The 17,522-nt window shown below is 39.2% G+C and carries 18 protein-coding genes; 6 read left to right on the forward strand and 12 right to left on the reverse strand.

Features of this window, described 5'->3' with window-relative positions; all coding sequences use genetic code 11:
* Positions 1 to 447: 447 nt before the first annotated feature.
* Entirely contained in the window at positions 448 to 1,809 is a 1,362-nt protein-coding gene (locus NST81_RS15150) for an IS4 family transposase (protein ID WP_087960047.1), read from the reverse strand.
* Between the two features lie 191 nt (positions 1,810 to 2,000).
* Here NST81_RS15150 and NST81_RS15155 point away from each other — a divergent pair, with 191 nt between their 5' ends.
* Positions 2,001 to 2,183, forward strand: coding sequence for a hypothetical protein (locus NST81_RS15155; RefSeq protein ID WP_341030177.1), 183 nt, complete (start codon positions 2,001 to 2,003; stop codon positions 2,181 to 2,183).
* 139 nt (positions 2,184 to 2,322) lie between these two features.
* Here the strand turns inward: NST81_RS15155 and NST81_RS15160 are convergent, their stop codons facing one another.
* Positions 2,323 to 3,255, reverse strand: a complete 933-nt coding sequence (locus NST81_RS15160) for an aldo/keto reductase (protein ID WP_341030178.1) — start codon at positions 3,253 to 3,255, stop codon at positions 2,323 to 2,325.
* Positions 3,256 to 3,515: 260 nt separating this feature from the next.
* A complete protein-coding gene (locus NST81_RS15165) occupies positions 3,516 to 3,860 on the reverse strand; it encodes a DUF3139 domain-containing protein (RefSeq protein WP_048624079.1) in 345 nt (114 codons plus the stop codon).
* Positions 3,861 to 4,007: 147 nt separating this feature from the next.
* On the opposite strand from NST81_RS15165, the gene NST81_RS15170 reads away from it, so the two are divergent.
* Together NST81_RS15170 and NST81_RS15175 are read left to right on the forward strand one after the other, a co-directional pair.
* Positions 4,008 to 4,475 carry a VOC family protein gene (locus NST81_RS15170; RefSeq protein WP_341030179.1) on the forward strand — a complete coding sequence of 156 codons (468 nt, stop codon included), beginning with the start codon at positions 4,008 to 4,010 and terminating at the stop codon, positions 4,473 to 4,475.
* A gap of 221 nt (positions 4,476 to 4,696) precedes the next feature.
* A complete protein-coding gene (locus NST81_RS15175) occupies positions 4,697 to 4,891 on the forward strand; it encodes a DUF6366 family protein (protein WP_327797122.1) in 195 nt (64 codons plus the stop codon).
* A 206-nt stretch (positions 4,892 to 5,097) separates the two neighbouring features.
* Here the strand turns inward: NST81_RS15175 and NST81_RS15180 are convergent, their stop codons facing one another.
* Positions 5,098 to 5,760: a class I SAM-dependent methyltransferase gene (locus NST81_RS15180; RefSeq protein WP_327804684.1), complete on the reverse strand. Its 663-nt coding sequence runs from the start codon at positions 5,758 to 5,760 to the stop codon at positions 5,098 to 5,100.
* 425 nt (positions 5,761 to 6,185) lie between these two features.
* Between NST81_RS15180 and NST81_RS15185 the strand changes: the two genes are divergently transcribed.
* Together NST81_RS15185 and NST81_RS15190 are read left to right on the forward strand one after the other, a co-directional pair.
* A complete protein-coding gene (locus NST81_RS15185) occupies positions 6,186 to 6,821 on the forward strand; it encodes a LysE family translocator (RefSeq protein WP_327804683.1) in 636 nt (211 codons plus the stop codon).
* Positions 6,822 to 7,115: 294 nt separating this feature from the next.
* Entirely contained in the window at positions 7,116 to 7,523 is a 408-nt protein-coding gene (locus NST81_RS15190; protein WP_341030180.1) for a DUF4395 domain-containing protein, read from the forward strand.
* A gap of 255 nt (positions 7,524 to 7,778) precedes the next feature.
* On the opposite strand, the gene NST81_RS15195 is transcribed toward NST81_RS15190, so the two are convergent.
* From NST81_RS15195 to NST81_RS15215, 5 genes are all read right to left on the reverse strand, one after another.
* On the reverse strand, positions 7,779 to 8,561 hold the full coding sequence (locus NST81_RS15195) for an ABC transporter permease (protein ID WP_341030181.1): 783 nt from the start codon (positions 8,559 to 8,561) through the stop codon (positions 7,779 to 7,781).
* 1 nt (position 8,562) lies between these two features.
* Positions 8,563 to 9,339: an ABC transporter permease gene (locus tag NST81_RS15200; protein ID WP_341030182.1), complete on the reverse strand. Its 777-nt coding sequence runs from the start codon at positions 9,337 to 9,339 to the stop codon at positions 8,563 to 8,565.
* On the reverse strand, positions 9,329 to 10,309 hold the full coding sequence (locus NST81_RS15205; RefSeq protein WP_341030183.1) for an ABC transporter ATP-binding protein: 981 nt from the start codon (positions 10,307 to 10,309) through the stop codon (positions 9,329 to 9,331). Before NST81_RS15205 ends, NST81_RS15200 begins: the two co-directional genes overlap by 11 nt.
* Before the next feature lie 51 nt (positions 10,310 to 10,360).
* Entirely contained in the window at positions 10,361 to 10,654 is a 294-nt protein-coding gene (locus NST81_RS15210) for a DUF3219 family protein (RefSeq protein WP_327804677.1), read from the reverse strand.
* Positions 10,655 to 10,783: 129 nt separating this feature from the next.
* On the reverse strand, positions 10,784 to 11,542 hold the full coding sequence (locus NST81_RS15215; RefSeq protein ID WP_341030184.1) for a YqcI/YcgG family protein: 759 nt from the start codon (positions 11,540 to 11,542) through the stop codon (positions 10,784 to 10,786).
* A gap of 571 nt (positions 11,543 to 12,113) precedes the next feature.
* On the opposite strand from NST81_RS15215, the gene NST81_RS15220 reads away from it, so the two are divergent.
* Complete coding sequence (locus tag NST81_RS15220) at positions 12,114 to 12,668, forward strand: DJ-1/PfpI family protein (RefSeq protein ID WP_003354172.1); 555 nt, start codon at positions 12,114 to 12,116, stop codon at positions 12,666 to 12,668.
* 680 nt (positions 12,669 to 13,348) lie between these two features.
* Here the strand turns inward: NST81_RS15220 and NST81_RS15225 are convergent.
* From NST81_RS15225 to NST81_RS15235, 3 genes are all read right to left on the reverse strand, one after another.
* Positions 13,349 to 13,483 carry a hypothetical protein gene (locus NST81_RS15225; protein WP_328203822.1) on the reverse strand — a complete coding sequence of 45 codons (135 nt, stop codon included), beginning with the start codon at positions 13,481 to 13,483 and terminating at the stop codon, positions 13,349 to 13,351.
* A gap of 1,009 nt (positions 13,484 to 14,492) precedes the next feature.
* Positions 14,493 to 15,635: an alanine racemase gene (alr, locus tag NST81_RS15230; RefSeq protein ID WP_339193399.1), complete on the reverse strand. Its 1,143-nt coding sequence runs from the start codon at positions 15,633 to 15,635 to the stop codon at positions 14,493 to 14,495.
* A 658-nt stretch (positions 15,636 to 16,293) separates the two neighbouring features.
* Complete coding sequence (locus tag NST81_RS15235) at positions 16,294 to 17,520, reverse strand: DUF819 family protein (protein WP_340734257.1); 1,227 nt, start codon at positions 17,518 to 17,520, stop codon at positions 16,294 to 16,296.
* Positions 17,521 to 17,522: the final 2 nt, after the last annotated feature.

Genomic DNA, 17,522 nt, shown 5'->3' on the forward strand with positions numbered 1-17,522 from the left:
TCTGTCTTGAAAGTCTTCTATTAATGCGTCCAAAAACATTATCTCATCTAGGTTAGTAAAGTAATCTATTTTCTCTTTTAGTGAACAGAGAACGATCATGCAAACGGTATAATCCATTCTTCGATAATTCCGTACATGGTTTCAAAAAATGAGCATTAGGCTGTGTGTATTCAAGCACTTATAATCGAATTTCTTCAGGACTCATCCACTACTATTCTATGCTATGATTTGGTCTTAGGAAAATAACAGTGGGATGAAATTGCTCATAAAGGAAAAAACAGTTACAACGGAGGAAAAAATATGCCAAATACCAATTGGACCAAACTTAGTACTTTACAATTAGGGAGATATGCAGAGTATTTTGCAAAAATGGAGTTTGCATCATATGGATTAGAAGTTTACACAACCGAGGTGGATGACCATGGTGTAGATTTTATTGTTAAAGACTCAACTTTCGCACACAGAAATATTTAAGCATTGCTTGATATAATTAGGTATAGTGGCCAACCATTTATTCATTTGATTTTTAAAGATGTCCATGTTCAAAGAAACCTCGGCTTCCGCCAAAGTTTGGAAAAGGTCAATAAGTGATTGAAGGGCAGTAATAAAATCTATGTCTTTTACATCTTCGCAAAGGATGTAAAAAAGGTTGCCAATCGTCTTAGGATCCTCCTCTTTTCGCATTTGCCAAGCAATGAGAATATATCGTGTAAAAACAATGGTTGTATGGCTAATTAACATGTCGTAGGAACGTCCCTGGAATTCTTTCTCTAAATTTAAAAGGGATTTATTGCATTTGAAGAAGACTTCAATGTCCCAACGCATGCCGTAAATACGAATGATCTCTTCATTTTCTAATGTTGTATCTGTGCTGAGAATGGCAAGCCATTCGCTCCGTTTATTACGGTTTCGTACAAATAGAATTTTTACTGGAATTCCATTGTCTAAAGTAGCATAAACGGATCCGCGAATGTCTTTTTTACCCATGTGAGGTTTTGCCAATTTGTAAAGTTGATTCAGTGTGAAACGTTCACCATTGTAAACGTATCGCTGCTTTAATTGCTTCACCAAGCCAATGACAAATAACCCTTTGTTCGTAATCTTCTCAATTAAAGGCGCTTGTGTAAACCAGGAATCCATGAGAACATAGTCAGCTATAATCCCTTTTTCAAGCGCATGATCAAGTAAAGCTGAAGCCACGTCCGGTTTTGATTTCAGAGCTTCCTGGCGACGCTTATAGCCAGATGTTCGTTTATCAATATTGGTATTGATTTCTTGCAGGCGATTTTCCTTTTTCGGTGAACTTAGAAGAGCAAAATCAACGGGAATAAAAGTAAAACTATCGGTCCAGCCAAGGGTAAGCATTTGAAACCCTTTCAAGTACTGATGGGTAGAGTGATCAAAAACCTTAGCCAACAGTTCAACCGACTTACTACGGTTTCTTGAAAAGACAGAATCATCAATCACAAAAGCTGTGACACGATCTTTTGAAGTTAATGGTTGAAGCAGACGGATCATTTCACTGCTTAATGAAAGCAGAAACTTTCTCCAATGATAGGTTGGTGTATTTAAAAAGCGATAGACTGTATCCTTTCCGGGCAGATCCTGAGATCGTTTACTCATAAAAGCACGAAACCAGTTCTTATATTGGAAGACTAAAAGAAAAATCAGTTTGAAAACAGTAAGACAAGAATACCCGGAAAGTTTCGTAATATTCGCTTTTCTTAAATGATATCCAATATTTAATTCGGAAAATCCTTGTTTAATTTCTTTTGGTAATTGCGCAAAGTAGTCTTTATTCGTTATCATAGTGGTGACACCTTTCTTTTGGATTTGGTTTCGTCACCAATATTTTACCAAAAGAATAGGTGTCTTTCTTTATGTTTTAAAAAATGTCAAATGATAATTTTGTACTTCCCAAAACCATTTACATCAAGCATTTAAACAAGATTTTGGACTGCGAAAGCTGAGTAACTCTATTAATTTTTGAGGAAGGAAAAATGCCCGATATTTTTCTCATACCTGCGAAAGCATGGGAAATGCCTAATGAAATGTTTGTAGACAGGAATTACGATAAGCCTGGTCAAAAAAGTACTCCTGAATACGGCATTAACATATCTCAAAAGAATTATCCTATCCTTGAAACATTCAACTTTGAGAATACCATAAAAGAGTTTGTATAAATGGAGGATTCTCCAAGATGGCACCCCCTTTATTTATCATCGATTCTCTTAATACATACTCATTCCTATATATCAGCCGTTTCTGTGTGCAAGCAAAGCCGTGCTGACAATCTTTAACACGGCTTTGTTTCCATTATGGCTATGATTGAAAAATACGATCAATGCTTTCAATTTCTTCTTTCGTCAGCTGTACATCTAGTGTCTTTAAGTTGTTCACGACTTGTTCCGGTTTCTTTGCACCAGGAATGAGTGCATCGATGGAATCTCTCGTTAAATACCAAGCTAGCACCACATAGGCAATTTCCGTATTTTTCGCTTCAGCGATGGGTCGCAGCTTCTCAACTTTTTCCAGATTCCGGACAAATTCTTCTCCTTGGAACAACGGATTTTTGGCGCGCAGATCATCGAATTTCGTCTCTTTCGTATATTTTCCGGCTAAAAGCCCTGAAGCGAGAGGGAAATACGGCACAAATGAAATACCTTGCTCCGCAGTATAAGGCAATAAATCTTTCTCCGCTTGCCGCTTAAACAAATTATATTCTGACTGCAACACGTCCACATAACCGTCTTGATTCGCTTCTTTTAATTGTTCAATCGAAAAATTGGATACGCCGATGGCTCGAATTTTTCCTTCATCTTTCAGTTTCTTTAATTCACCGACCGCTTCATACTTTGGCGTGGATTCATCGGGATAATGGATGTAAAACAAATCGATGTAATCCGTTTGCAGCCGTCTTAAGCTGTCCTCCACCGCTTGACGAAGAAAAGCAGGAGAGTTGTCAATCTCAATCTTATCGCCTACAAATTTATGTGCGCCTTTCGTTGCAATCACTGTATCTTCCCGGCGGAACTCTTTCAACACTTCCCCGATTAATTCTTCAGAACGTTTAGGACCGTAGATAAATGCAGTATCCAAAAAGTTGACGCCGTTTTCCAAAGCAGTGCGAACGACTTGTTTCCCTGTTTCTTCGCTCAAATTCGGATAAAGATTGTGGCCACCAACCGCATTCGTTCCTAACCCTATCGGATTGACATATAAATCCGTTTTTCCTAATTGAACCTTTTCCACCATCAGTCCCTCATCTCCTTTTCATTTATTAAAAACAGTATAACAAACCTCTGCTGGAAAAACCCACTAAAAAGGTTTGGATTGCCAAATTTAAAAAATGAAATGAGCGAGGTCTCCAACCATCCGTTCTGAAAACAGTAAAAATCACGGCATTTGAATTGGAACTCCTACTTGTTCGAGGGAGGCTGTGCATGAATGCAGTGGATTACTAAATAGCAACCATCTTTTTAAGAGCGTGAAGAATTTGCCTGATACAACAAGAGTCATTCCTCTAAATATTTTCCTTTCTCTTTCCTTTTCGTTATTTCTGCATTGGTTTGATCGTATGCTGATACGAATACTTTATCGGGAATCAAGCCGCCATTGCAAAAATATTCGTAGCGGATTCCTTTTTCATCTTTGTAGTAAACAACCATGTAATAAACCCCTTGTTTGCTGTCGTAAACCATTTTTTTATTTTCAATCTTGTCGGTATATCCTTTTTCCTCTATGTGGTCCATGATTGCTTTTTCTGTCAATGCTTTTTGAAAGTAAAATTTGTATGTAAGAATGCCGCCTCCGATAAGAATCAACATTCCAATAATGAAAACCCATTTTTTATTTCTCATTGTTCTCCCTTCATATTTATTTTCTCAATCATCTTATTAATCAGATTACCTGTATAATACAATAAAGTAAATATTTTCTTGAGGGGCGGAATACTTATTAGTTAAAATGATATGGGGAGTATATTCAATGACAAAGGCGTGGGAGAAATGATAAAAGGGTTATATGAGGCGCATTTGCCTGTAAAAAATTTAAACATTTCAATCGAATTTTATCAAAAATTAGGATTGAAATTAGCTTTGCGCTATGAAAAGATTGCTTTCTTTTGGATAGAAGAAGGAAAAAGCTGGTTAGGTCTGTGGGAAGGAAAGGAATACCGGACTCCATACCATCCATCACTAAGGCATATTGCTTTCCGAGTATCTTATGAGGATTTAAAGAATTCTTTAAAATGGCTCGAATCACTGCAAATTGAAGCGGTACCTCACGGCGGCCGAACAACTAACGAGCCTTTTATAAGACCCAATCAAGGGAATGCTTCGGTTTACTTCAATGACCTCGATGGCAATAGCTTAGAATTAATGTGTTACGTAGAGGTCCCAGATGATTTAAAACATTTGACCGAAACATTGTCATTTGAAGATTGGGAGACTTTGATTGCCAAACATTCAAGATGAGAAAGAACAATTAAAGTAATATTCCGTTATAAAACCTGGATTTTTACTTAATCCAGGTTAAGGATGTAGAATAAAAATTTATAAAACTATAAAATCTAGACATTTTTCTTTTAAGATGAGTTCCTATATTCAAAGGAATATTGTAATTTTATGTTAAAAAGTTATTTGAACTAATAAGTGTGAAATATATTTACGTACGTCAGAAGCATAGGGGTGGCTTTGTGAACCAAGATGACCAAGACAGAAAACAAATAGAAGAACATAAGAAAAATCCAATGGGCAATTTCTCAGACTCTGTTAACCGTTCTATGGTTGGTCATTTAGGAGCAATAGCAAAAGGCGGTTGTCTTACAAAAGTTATTACTTTGGTAATAATTATTGGTGGCATTCTTATGCTCTCACAATGTTCTAATTGAAATTTAAATATATTTAAAAACACTTGGAATAAATCCAAGTCAGAAAATAGATCCCATCCAGGAACCCAGAGTTATATATAATTGATTTATTCAGCTACATCGAATGTGATTTGCGCTGCTCGACTTCTTTCGGATCCGAAAACGTATAAACCCATCATTAAATCATCATACTTACCATCTGTTTTCTTTTTAAATGAACAGGGAATTCACCACAGCTTTTCTGCAGCTACAAACCAGAGTTGCAAATCTTCACTGTCTCCATTTGGATCGGACTCAGTTTGAACATGGAGACGTTGATCCAAAATTCGATAATGTGGCTGTAATAATGTTTTTATTTCCTGTTCATCAAAAAAATGCAGCGGTTTTCCTTCATGTTTTATAAATGTATTAGGTTCTATTTCATTGCCAATGCCGTAATTATTGGAATCATATATGGAGATACAGGAAAAAGTGAATACTCCCTTTGGTTTTAAAAGAGATGAGATTCTATCCATGAGATTTTGTCTCTCTGTTTTAAGAAAAAGATGTATGACATTAGAAAGATAAATACCATCAAATTTCTTTTCTTGAAAAAATCTTTGGTCGAAAATATCTCCAACTTCGTAATGAATATTTTTTACCGATTGACTATTTGCATATTCAACGGCTTGATTGATGGCCATATCTGAAATATCGAATGCGGTGACATCAAAACCTTGAAGAGCAAAATAAAAACTGTTGCGCCCATAACCGCATCCTGGTACAAGCACATTTCGGACATGATAACGTTTAAAATAATCGTTGGCTAACAAAGCCGAAGGACACGGATCATCGCCCCAAATCCGTCCCCTTTGATACCTGCTATTCCAATAATCGGTTCTCGAACTCACAATTAATCACTCCTCATCCGTTTTTATAATCGAAATATTACGATTATTTATTACGTTCTTTTCTATCCTTTTTCCAAATACCAAATTAAATCTAAGGAGATTGGGAGTATCTCCTCTTTTTCCTATTGATTCTGTCTATTTCGAAGATGGCCTCATGAGTTTCTATTAATCTACCGTTATGGAATGAGATTGACAATTATTTTTTAATTAAAGAACAGATCGATAAAAGATTCTTATTCATGAGTAAATTTTTACTGAAGCTATCAGCCTTAAAATAAAAGACGAAACCTCGTGGGCATTTGACGTGCAAATAAATTTAAGAATAATAAAAAAATTATGGTAAAATAAATGGAAATGGACTCCATTTATACACACTGCCAAAAAAGTGCAGCAAGACGTTTAATGACAGGGAGAGTGTTTTTATTGTGAATATTTTCAGCTACATCGTTCTAGGTCTTTCGCTTTCTATCCCCGTTGGTCCCATCAGTATAGAAATGATTAAGAGGGGGATTAGAAACGGATTTTGGCATTCTTGGGCGGTTGGTCTAGGCGGAATGTCAGCAGACATCGTATTAATGTTTCTCATCTATTTTGGTGTATCTACTTATTTGACTACACCGATGGCTCAGTTGATCATGTGGATTTTCGGATTCATCATACTGGTATACTTGGGATACGAAAGCATAAGAGATGCTTTTAAAGAAGTCCATATTTCCGACGAAATACAAAAAGAAAGCATATCGAAGTCTTTTTTATCGGGATTTTTAATCGCTATTTCGAATCCGCTCAATATTATTTTTTGGATAGGCATTTATGGTTCTGTTCTGACAACTACTCTTAATACCGTAAGTCAAGGCCAGTCTTTCCTTTACAGCAGCGCTATTTTTATCGGAATTGCACTTTGGGATATAACCGTTGCCGCATCCGTCCATTTCGGGCGAAAATTTACGAATCAACGCTTCATAAAATGGCTATCGGTCATTGCGGGAGTGGTTTTAATAGGCTTTGGCATTAATTTTGGCTACAAAGCAATCAAAAGCTTGCTGCATATTATAAGTTAGCTTTAATATGATCATTTTAATCCGTTTAACAGAGTCTTTACCATTCCTCACTCTTCGCCGGACTACAAAAATTGCTCATGCTCTTACATAAAAAATGAAAAAATTTTTTAACGTACACAAAATCAGCCATTGTTTTATTCGATTGCTTTCGGGTTTTCTTTTTTCCCTTAACGGTCTTTTTTGCAGTCTCATACATTTCGGGGGATTCAGACCTCCCCCTTCTGTAAGGGCTGAGGCTTTATTCCGACTAATAAACTATGTATAATATAAATTATAATGAAAGGGGGAATTGCGGTGAGCATTCCGAAACCGCTTGTCCAAATCAATCAGACGTTTATTGTCGTGACGGGTCTTTTGGGGATTTTCTTTCATATGTGGCTGTTGTTGCCATTTTTAATCGGAGTCTATACGCTCGCAACAAAACAAAATCCCATTATTGTATTCTGTAAACGGTTTTTATCGAAGCCTCTCAATCAATATCCTCAGGAAGATAAAGATCAGCAAATTTTTAACCAATGGATTGCAACGATATGCTTAGGTTTATCGCTTTTATTCTATTATTTGCATTGGGATGCTGCCGGTTATGTGTTCAATATCATGGTGGTTTTGGCAGCAGGTATTGCACTAATGGGATTTTGCATCGGCTGCTTTATTCGTTATCAATACATGATGTGGAAACATCGCCGAACAAGCAGAACATAACTTTCCGAATTAAAAAAAGGTCTAACCGCGCCATCACAGCCATTTTTCATAACATTTCTCTCCAAAAAAGGCATGTTTTCACAATTGGAAAACGTGCCTTTTTCTTTTACCTCTTTTTTCATGCACTCTTTTCTGTTGGAACACCGCATCCAGCGAGCTTCTAAACTTAGCGATTTCATAAATCATTTATTTCTTCTTGACAATAGGCGTAAGCAAACTTTATCCCTTTAAAACACAAAAGGGGTCAGGCCCCTTTTATGCACTGGTGTACGACCGGAGTGCATATCGCCAAAACCGGCGAGACAGCCATAAGAACAATCCGGCAAGGATAAGGGATACAATGGTGGTCATCCCGTCCCATTTTCCCAATAAAGACAATGCCGGCGTACTGGTAATAAAAGCGGCAGGCAAAACGTATGTCAGCACGATGCGGAGCCAGCTGCGATACATGCTGATGGGAAACCTCGTTGTTTCAAAAAATGAATTAAAAACAAAAGATAAATCATCAATGCGAATGACCCAAAAAGAGGTGGTCATCAACATCATCCACAGCGCGTAAATCAAGACGAGAGCAGCCCCGATACTAACGATAAACATCGCTGCATCCAACACGGACGGCATATAATGTTTCTCTATCAACGCATAGATCATCAAACCGATGCCGAGCAATACATCGATCAAGCGCCAAAATACTAAATGGCGGAAGCTGACATAAAACATGCTGTCCACCGGCTTTGTCAATATATGATCAAACGTGCCTGTGCGAATATGCTGCAGCAGCCGGAACATGTTCGGGCGCAAGGCAAAATCGATCAATCCTTGAAGCACATTGAAGATACCAAGAAGCAGCAACACATCTGCGTATCCCCAACCGCCGAGATGGTCTGTTTGGTAAAAAAACACCTTGATCGTCAAAATGGCCATCCCGATGCCAAACAAACTGGACAGGAAATTTCCCATAAATTCGCTTCGATATTCAAGTTCTTCTACTAAGCAAGTTCGAAAAAATTCTCGAAAAACGCGCCAATACCGTCGCACATTATCCCCCCACCGCTTGGTTTTTCCTGAGTCCGGCCTTCCAAAGCAACATTACTGCGAGCATAAAAATCAGGCTCCACGCAACCGCCCATCCGAATCCGAACACGATATCCAGCCCTCGGATATCCCCATTCAATATTTCGATCGGAAACCCGACCATATATCGAAACGGCAAATACAAGCTGAGCGTTTTTACAGACGGCGGCAGCAGAGACAGCGGTGCAATGCGTCCCGATAAAAAGAGAGACACCGCTTCGAACATGCCATACACGGCCGTCACTTTAGTGATCCAAAAACCTAAGAGACCGAACATATAACTAAATAAAAATCGAATGACCGCGCCCAATAACAGCGCACAAAAAAAGAGCAGCCATTGCGTCCCGTTTATTTGCCCCAGCCGCAGCGCCGGAACAAAGATCGCCAGGATACTCCATACCGGAACTAAAATCACGAAAAATAACGCTTTGTACACAATATTCTCAGCAATTGCCCAATGAATGGGATGAAACGGACGGACAATTTGATAAGAATAGGTTCCCTCCCGAATTTCCCTCTCCATCTCCCAAACATCCCAAGCGCTTGTCATCCGCTCAACGAAAATGAGTGCCGCAAAGTAAAAAATAAACGCATTCTCCTGATAAGGATCGATATTCATCCATACCATCATCGTAATCAACGGCTGAACCATGGCTCCCGTCATCCAGACAATTGTTGCCAGCCGATAAGCAAACATCTCCACATATTTCATCCGAAGAAGAACGACGTATTTACGAAACATGAGACCCCTCCTGAAAAGCGAGCGTTATCACTTCTTCCATCGGCGGGTCTTCTATGTTCAAATCGCGGACGTCAAACCGCTGCAAAAATTGCGAGGACACCTCCGGAATGCGCTCCCTCGCTACACGAAGCGTGACTTTTCCCTCTTTGGCATCGACCAATTCGCCGTACGCCTCCCATGAAATATCCGGAATCGACGCAAGACGAACTTCCAGCAATTTATACGGCGTCAATTTTTCCGTCAACCGATCCAGTTCGCCATCATACAACAGCTTTCCATGATTGATAATCAGCACTCGGTCGCATAGCGCGGTCACATCGCCCATATAATGCGATGTCAGCAATACGGTCGTGCGGTGCTCGCGATTATATTCGCCGATAAAGCGGCGAACCTTTTCCTGCGTATGGACATCTAAACCGATGGTCGGTTCGTCGAGAAATAAAACCTGCGGCCGATGCAAAAGCGCTGCGGCCAATTCGCATTTCATCCGTTGTCCGAGCGATAAACTCCTAGTCGGCTTCGTTAACAAAGGCTCCAACTCCAACAGCTCGACAAGTTCATCCAACGTTTGTCGAAACACACGGTCTTCTATTTCATAGATCGCTTTATTGACAAGAAATGTCTCCATCGGCGGAATATCCCATATGAGCTGACTTTTCTGACCCATCACTAAACTAATGATCTTCTTAAATTCCGGCTTCTGCTCAAACGGAACATATCCCGCCACTTGAACGTGCCCGGCGGTTGGATAAAGCAACCCGGCCAGCATTTTAATCGTCGTTGTTTTTCCCGCTCCATTCGGCCCTAAAAATCCGACAATTTCTCCGGAAGGAATGGTAAAGGAAATATCCTGTACCGCCTCCACTGTACGATATTCCCGTTTAAACAAACTGCGTATCGCATCCTTCCAACCCGGCTGCCGAACATGGACGCGAAATTGCTTGTACAAATGCTCTACCTGAATCGACATACGGCCTCCCTCTGTTCCTACCAACAACGTCTTGCAGGTGCAAAACCCTTTTTAATTGGTCTCGATCAATTCTAATCGATAATCGGCAACTTCATTTTCTTTATACAAATTCGTCACTGAGGTGGAATAATTTTGAATCGTCCCCCTAAAATTCAAATCTTTTTCAGGAACCGAAACATCAAACGTTTTCTCATACAGCAACGTCGCAATGTCATGATATTCATCGCTTCTCACCTTAAAAGCAAAACGAATTTTATGTAAAGGAACGCCGTTTTGACGGATCACTTCCTCTTCAAACTCCTCTGCTTGAATAGCAACACCGTTCAACACTACTTTCGTCACCATGCCATCCATTCCTCCTTGTCTGTCGTTTACCCAAAATCATAGCACGAATGCTCCCCCGTCACAAACATTCAGGCTCGGATGCCCGCATATCCAACCCTTTCCATTCGCCAAACTTCAACTCGTCAAAATTTAATGCTTTAAAGCATCATTGGGGTCAGGCCCCTTTATGGAATGAAAGGGGCATTTTGATAAAGAGGTGTCATCGTCGTGCAAGAAATATTGTTTCCATTCATAATTGTCTTCATATCCATATTGGTTTAGGTTTGGATGTGCCGGAATGGAGTCATAATTTTCCAGTCTTTTACGAATCTTGGACCTTATTTTATTGGCCAATGTTGGGGAAGCATTGAATTCTTTCAACACCCATCTCGGTGTGACGGCTAACATAAAATAAGGAAAATACCGGCTTTTTCTTCTAATATGTGATGGGGTGGCACAGTACATAAAATACGGTTCATTGTGAAAACAGAATTCCCATAACGAATCATGAGGATCTTTTGGGATATGGCTAGGCCAATCAAACGGGTCCATATCACTTAAACCGTTCAACAAGTTCCAAAATAGCTGTTCAAATTGTTCCACACTATAAGAACGAATCCATTCCATAGGCGTTTCGAAAAATATAATAAGAGAGGTATATTTTCCAAGCTCCCTAGAAGCTCGGGTGAATTCTGTGAGTAATGAAGCCGTTTCTTGAATAGAAGAACTTTTTCGAGGGTCTCCTACAAACCCGTAGCGCAAATGATTGAGGGAATATCCTTGCGTCGCAGGGATACACGGGAATGGCTTTTCTTTATCCAATATCTTTGCTTCAAATTTCTCCAACGCATCCCTTTTCCATGACTGCAAATGAATCCTATTGTTTTTTTCGTCTTTGAATAATCCCATTATATCTCCACCTCCGCATTCCACCACATTGTATTCAGAGTGAAAATATAGGTGAATGTCCTATCTTAAATCAGGACAAAGCAATAAGATATAGATGCTGAATTTAAAAGCGGAGAGAGAGTTGACTTGGGTTCAATGGTTTTCACAATAAAAACAAATTTCCTCTAAAATGCAGCTCCTTTCCAAAAGATTTCTTGTCCATATTAGAATAGCCGCAAGAAGAAAGGAGCAACAGAATTTAAAGAATGACTCACGCATTGACATCCACAGTTTCGCAAAATAAGAAAAGCTCCGTTTTTCGTTTGTGGAATAAGTTCAGGCAGAGAATAGCGTATTTGAGCGCTTTTCATTGTTCTTCCAAAAGTTGAGAATTGAAGGAGTGAAAATTGAGAGGTTCGCTTTCTGACGACGACAGCATAGCGAATTGACGCTCACCATAAAACCATCATGTTGCTCTTCCCGTATTTTTTACTAAAAATAAGAAACCCCTATAATCCGAGCATATTTCTTTTAATTTTTTCCGTCTTTCAGTATTATAAAATCTGAGTCTAACAGGTAAGGAGGCAAGATCATGAGCAAAAAACTATTGATTGTAACAGGAGATGCGGTAGAAGCTCTTGAGGTATATTATCCATACTATCGCTTATTAGAAGAAGGATATGATGTCACGATTGCCGCGCCGAAGAAAAAGAAATTACATACGGTTGCGCATGATTTTACCGGCTGGGATACATTTGAAGAAAAACAAGCCTACCTTCTTGAAGCGCATGCAGCATTTGCTGACATCGATCCAACGCAATACGACGGAATCGTCATTCCAGGAGGACGAGCACCGGAGTATATCCGTCTTGATGCAGACCTTCAACGCATTGTTAGACATTTCTTTGAAGCGAATAAACCAATCGCTGCAATCTGCCATGCGTCTCTCATTTTTGAAACAATGCCAGATTTATTAAAAGGACGCAGCTTGACTGCTTACATCGCTTGCAGACCAGGTGTGGAAGCATTAGGAGCAACGTATGTATCCGACAGCAACGTACATGTCGACCAAAACCTTGTTTCTGCACATGCTTGGCCAGACCTCCCTGGTTTCATGCGCGAATTCATTCGCTTGCTTCAAAAATAAGAAGCCAATCCCCTCAAGTTGACTTGAGGGGATCTTTTATGTGCGCCCGGCATGTACATGAACTATAGGGTGTAAGTCCCGAACCCCGAAGACAGAAGTAGAGGTTAGCCAAGAGCAAGGGTGTCCGTGGTGACGCGGAATCTGAAGGAAGCTGGAGGCAAAACACCGGTCCGAGGAACACGAACCTCATATAAGGCTAGGTATGATTGAGTGAGTTTGCATAACAAAACAAAGCTCTTTCTGTCGAAGGTCATATCGAGTAAATGAGGCGGATAGATGGTGTGAAAGTGCATGTACTTACCCGGGGAGGTCTGGCGGATATGTGAAGTACTCTTCATAACCTACTTAGTGATAAGTAGCTGAACCGTCAGAAGTCAGCAGAGGTCATAGTATTAGTTGGTCTAGAACAACTAAGAAGGACCGAACAATTAAGAGAGAATAGCCCTTGGTATTCAGTGAGTCATGATGAACACAGAAAACGTAGTACCTCACTTGAGGGAGGAAGCGGTGAATCCCGTGGGAGACCTCTTGGAGGGTGGAGTGACCACTGGCATAAAGAGAACAGCTATTCACGGAAGTTATAAAGACTTGCGTCAATTATCTTAATTGAACCGCCGTATACGGAACCGTACGTACGGTGGTGTGAGAGGACGGGAGTTAATCGCTCCCTCCTACTCGATTTACTGCTTTTTATTGATTTCTTCATACTTGCCCCATTCGATTGCCGAAATCGCTGTCCATTTGAATTTTGCCTCTTTTAACAGAACCCCTTTTATCCCCACATCTTCAAAAAAGTTTCCACCCATTGCTTGCATTCAACGAAACATCACCATCAACCCCCTTACTCTTTCTTTGTTGTGTTGCAGAGCTTGCTAATGCCGATTTAAAGGTTGTTGCACCCATTTGGCATTTATCAAGGCTTTTGGAATTTCACGAACCACATTTTTTCATATTTTATTAAAAAAGGAGTTCTAGGGGGTGTCATTTTGCATAGGGATCCAAGAAGAAAAAGATCACCAGGATTTTGTATTTTCCCGGGATATAGATGGTGCGGGCCGGGATGCAGCGGACCAGGTGCGCCCGTGAACGATGTAGATGCTTGCTGTATGAAGCACGACCTGTGTCTAAGAAGTGGTAAACCTGCTTGCCAGTGCGATTATGAATTTATGGATTGCCTCCGTTCTAAAATGAATCCACATACCCAAAAAGGAAGACATGCCATTCTTATGTATCGATTTATGCAATTAAAAACACTCGGATGCGGCAGAAATGATAGATTCAGAAAGTAGCTTGAACTACTCCCAGTTCGGTATGGGAGTAGTTTTACTATTTGCTGCAAGCATGTCGGTTTTTATCAGGAAGCTCTCATGATTGGATTCATCATACTGGTTGAATGTTTCCTTCAATCTCTTTTCAAAAAAATGAATTTGTTCCTTGCATTTTACATAAATGATCATTGTTAAGAAAAATCATGCCCATTAACAAAACTTCTTCCTCCCTCTCCTATAGTCAAACGACGCTGATCTTCCTCACTTTTTCCGGATACTCTTTTATTTTTCTGATACAAAATCTTCACGTTTTTGATCAATCAACAGCTTGCTGATCTTTATATTCAAATAAAAATTCTTTTGCAGAATAACCGGATTCGTCTAAAATATAAGTTGACAAGTTTATTTATATAAAATTAATATAATATGCAAACCTTTTATTGCCAAACACTACATTTCTTAAATGCCTTTAACAATGTGATTCATGACTATATTTTCGAATGTGCCGCTCTTTTTGAACTTTGGGGGCAGAGACCCCGTTCGTAAACAATGATATTTAGGTTTTGTTTTCGTTGTTCACGTAAACTCTTGGCACTCTTTTGCCAATGAGGCAGACTGTTTCATAGTGGATCGTATTCATTTGTTCCGCTACTTCGCCTAATGAAATATAGCCATGATCTGGATCTCCAAAAATAGTGACGATGTCATCTTCATTCACAGCTCCAACACCTGTTACATCAATCATCGACTGGTCCATGCAGATTCTGCCCACAATAGGCGCCCTTTTTCCTTTTACAGTAACATTGCCCTTATTGGATATGGATCTGGATAACCCATCTGCATAGCCGACAGGAATCGTTGCAATCGTTGATACTCTGTTAGTTGTAAATGTACAGCCGTAGCTGATTGATTCACCGGCATTCACCATTTTGACCAGAACCGGCTTTGTTTTAAAACTCATCGCTTGTCTCAAGGAAATTTTGTCTCGCAAATGTTCACTTGGATAAAGCCCATACAGACTGACACCAACCCTGACCATATCCAAATGCTTTTCCGGATATGCGATCGTTGCGGCACTATTGCAGCAATGTTTTATTGGGATATGTACATCATGTTGTTCCAAGTAATCAACAATTGCTTGAAAATGGGAAAATTGTTTTTCTGTAAAGGATGAATCTGGATCATCCGCTTGTGCAAAATGAGTGAATATCCCTTCCACCGTTACAAAAGAAGAAGTATTGGAATGAATCAGTTTCAGAGCTTCTTCTTTATTTTTAATACCGATCCGGTTCATCCCGCTGTCAATTTTGATATGAATATGGGTGTTTTTTTTCAGTTCCTCTGCAGTCTGTATCACTTGATCTAACACATCCTGCGTAAAAACAGTTAGTGTAATATCATGTTGTATTGCAGTTTTTACGGCATTTGGGGAGGTATAACCCAAAATTAAAATTGGAGCCTTAATATTTGCCTCCCTTAGGGAAATTGCTTCATCAAGGATGGCAACCGCTAAATAGTCAGCACCGGCTCCAATTGCAGCTTTTGCCACTTCGATGGCACCGTGTCCATATCCGTCCGCTTTCACGACAGCCATCAGCTTACATTCATTATGAATATGTTCTTTAAAGGACTTTACATTATGCTGGATCGCTCCCAAATCCACTTCAACCCATGTGTCTCGATAACTTCCATGATTCATTGCGTTTTCCCCCTTGGTGAAATGAACAACAATATGCTTTTTAGGATATATACAATTCAAACAGCAAAAAGTTGTTTGCGTAATATCACTGATTATTGGCCAAATCCTAATTATTAAGTAAAATCTCACATCCAACCCAACGAACCGAACCTAGATTCCGCTTTACACAAAGTTCAGGATTTACTCTTGTATAAAATGCATTTTTATTAACTAATGGATAAACACAAGTTTTTTCCGTCTAAAAAATCATGATAAAATTGCCTTGGTGTCCCAACTATGGAGAAAAGATTACCAGATTACAACAAAATCTTCGATAAGAGTACCTGATAAAATGGTTTTTTCTAAATGAATTCATGCAGGGGACAGCTTGGCAGATTCTCAATTTCTAATCTTGGAACACATAGTTTGAAATATTTTTCAAAAGGCTTTAATCCTTCTAAACTTCATGGAAACAACAATGCAATGTTTCGGCAAAGTCATTTGAGGCATTTTCATTTAAGGATTCTTTAGTTTTTCCATTTAGAAATAGTTTCTGCTATATGAGAGTAAAGATTATTGAACGTATTCACATCAAAAATTTTGCTATGACCACAGTTTCTGATTTCAAGTATTTGTTATAAACCCAGCATTTTTTGAAATGCTGGGTCAAGTGATTCACTTACATAAAAGTTGAGAACCAGTTGCCGAGAATTGTGCCAACATAGTTTCCAATAATATAGCCGAATGTTCCGACTATTAATATCGGTCCAATTAAATTTTTCCAACCTTTCGCAATGGCCAATGCAGCTGCAGTTGTTGGCCCTCCAATATTAGCGTTGCTTGCTAAAAGTATATCTTCAAGATCATATTTAAATATTTTTCCGGCAACTAAAGAAATGATTAAATTAATGATGACAATAATAAAAGCGAACAATAACAACAATGGTGCATTTTGAATAATGAGTGGTATGGACGCCGGGATGCCGATAACAACGAAAAATATATGAACCAAAAATGTTCCAACTTCCTGACTCCCGTTAATATTTTCAAAGTATTTCGGAAATAACGTCAGTGCCATGAACGTCATCGTTGTCAGCATAATATATCCATCACCGAAAAGTCCATTCAGTAAATTCATAAAGAACGAAACATCTTCCCCAGATGGAATCAACTGGTCAAAATATTTGGCGATCTTAAATGATACAATGACAAACAAAAAGGCTGTCCCAACAGAAAGTGCAATATCTTTTAAAGAAATATCCTTTCTTTTCCAAAAGCTTTCCGCCAATGTTTTTCCATCTTCTATTGCACCCTCACGCTCTACTTCCAATATGTGGGGAGTACTGTAACGTCTCTTGAAAAATGAAAGAGTTGGAATAATCATTAGAATAATAAAGAGTATGGCCATCATTAAATTATCGGCAACTACCGCAGAAGAGACTAGTTCACCAGGTGTTTTAAACTTAGCGGCCATTGCGGCAAAATTCACTCCGCCGCCAATATAGCTTGCACTGAACATAGCACCTAGTCTGTCAAGCATTGGAATATAATCTTTTAATAAAAAGAAACTGACAATGGTGCCGGCAATTGTCCCTATCGAGCTTAATAGGAAGATAATAAGCAATCTTCCGGTTTCCTTAAATATTTTTTTAATGTTAACATGGAAAAGCAACAATGGTATCGCTACTGGAACAATAACAGTCCAAACTGCATCATACACTGGAGATGCTGTAGGAATGATTCCAGTATTTGATAAAACGATCGCCCCAATGAGTGCAATGATGGCTCCTGTTATTTTGGATGCCCAAATGTAACGCTGTTCTAGATAAATACTTATCGAAGCCAAAACTACAATAATGCCCCACAAAGTTATATAGTCATCCGCTTGAATAAGTGTCTTCTCCAATT

The sequence above is a fragment of the Bacillus sp. FSL W8-0223 genome (assembly GCF_038006805.1).
Classification (GTDB): Bacteria; Bacillota; Bacilli; order Bacillales; family DSM-4216; genus Bacillus_O; species Bacillus_O smithii.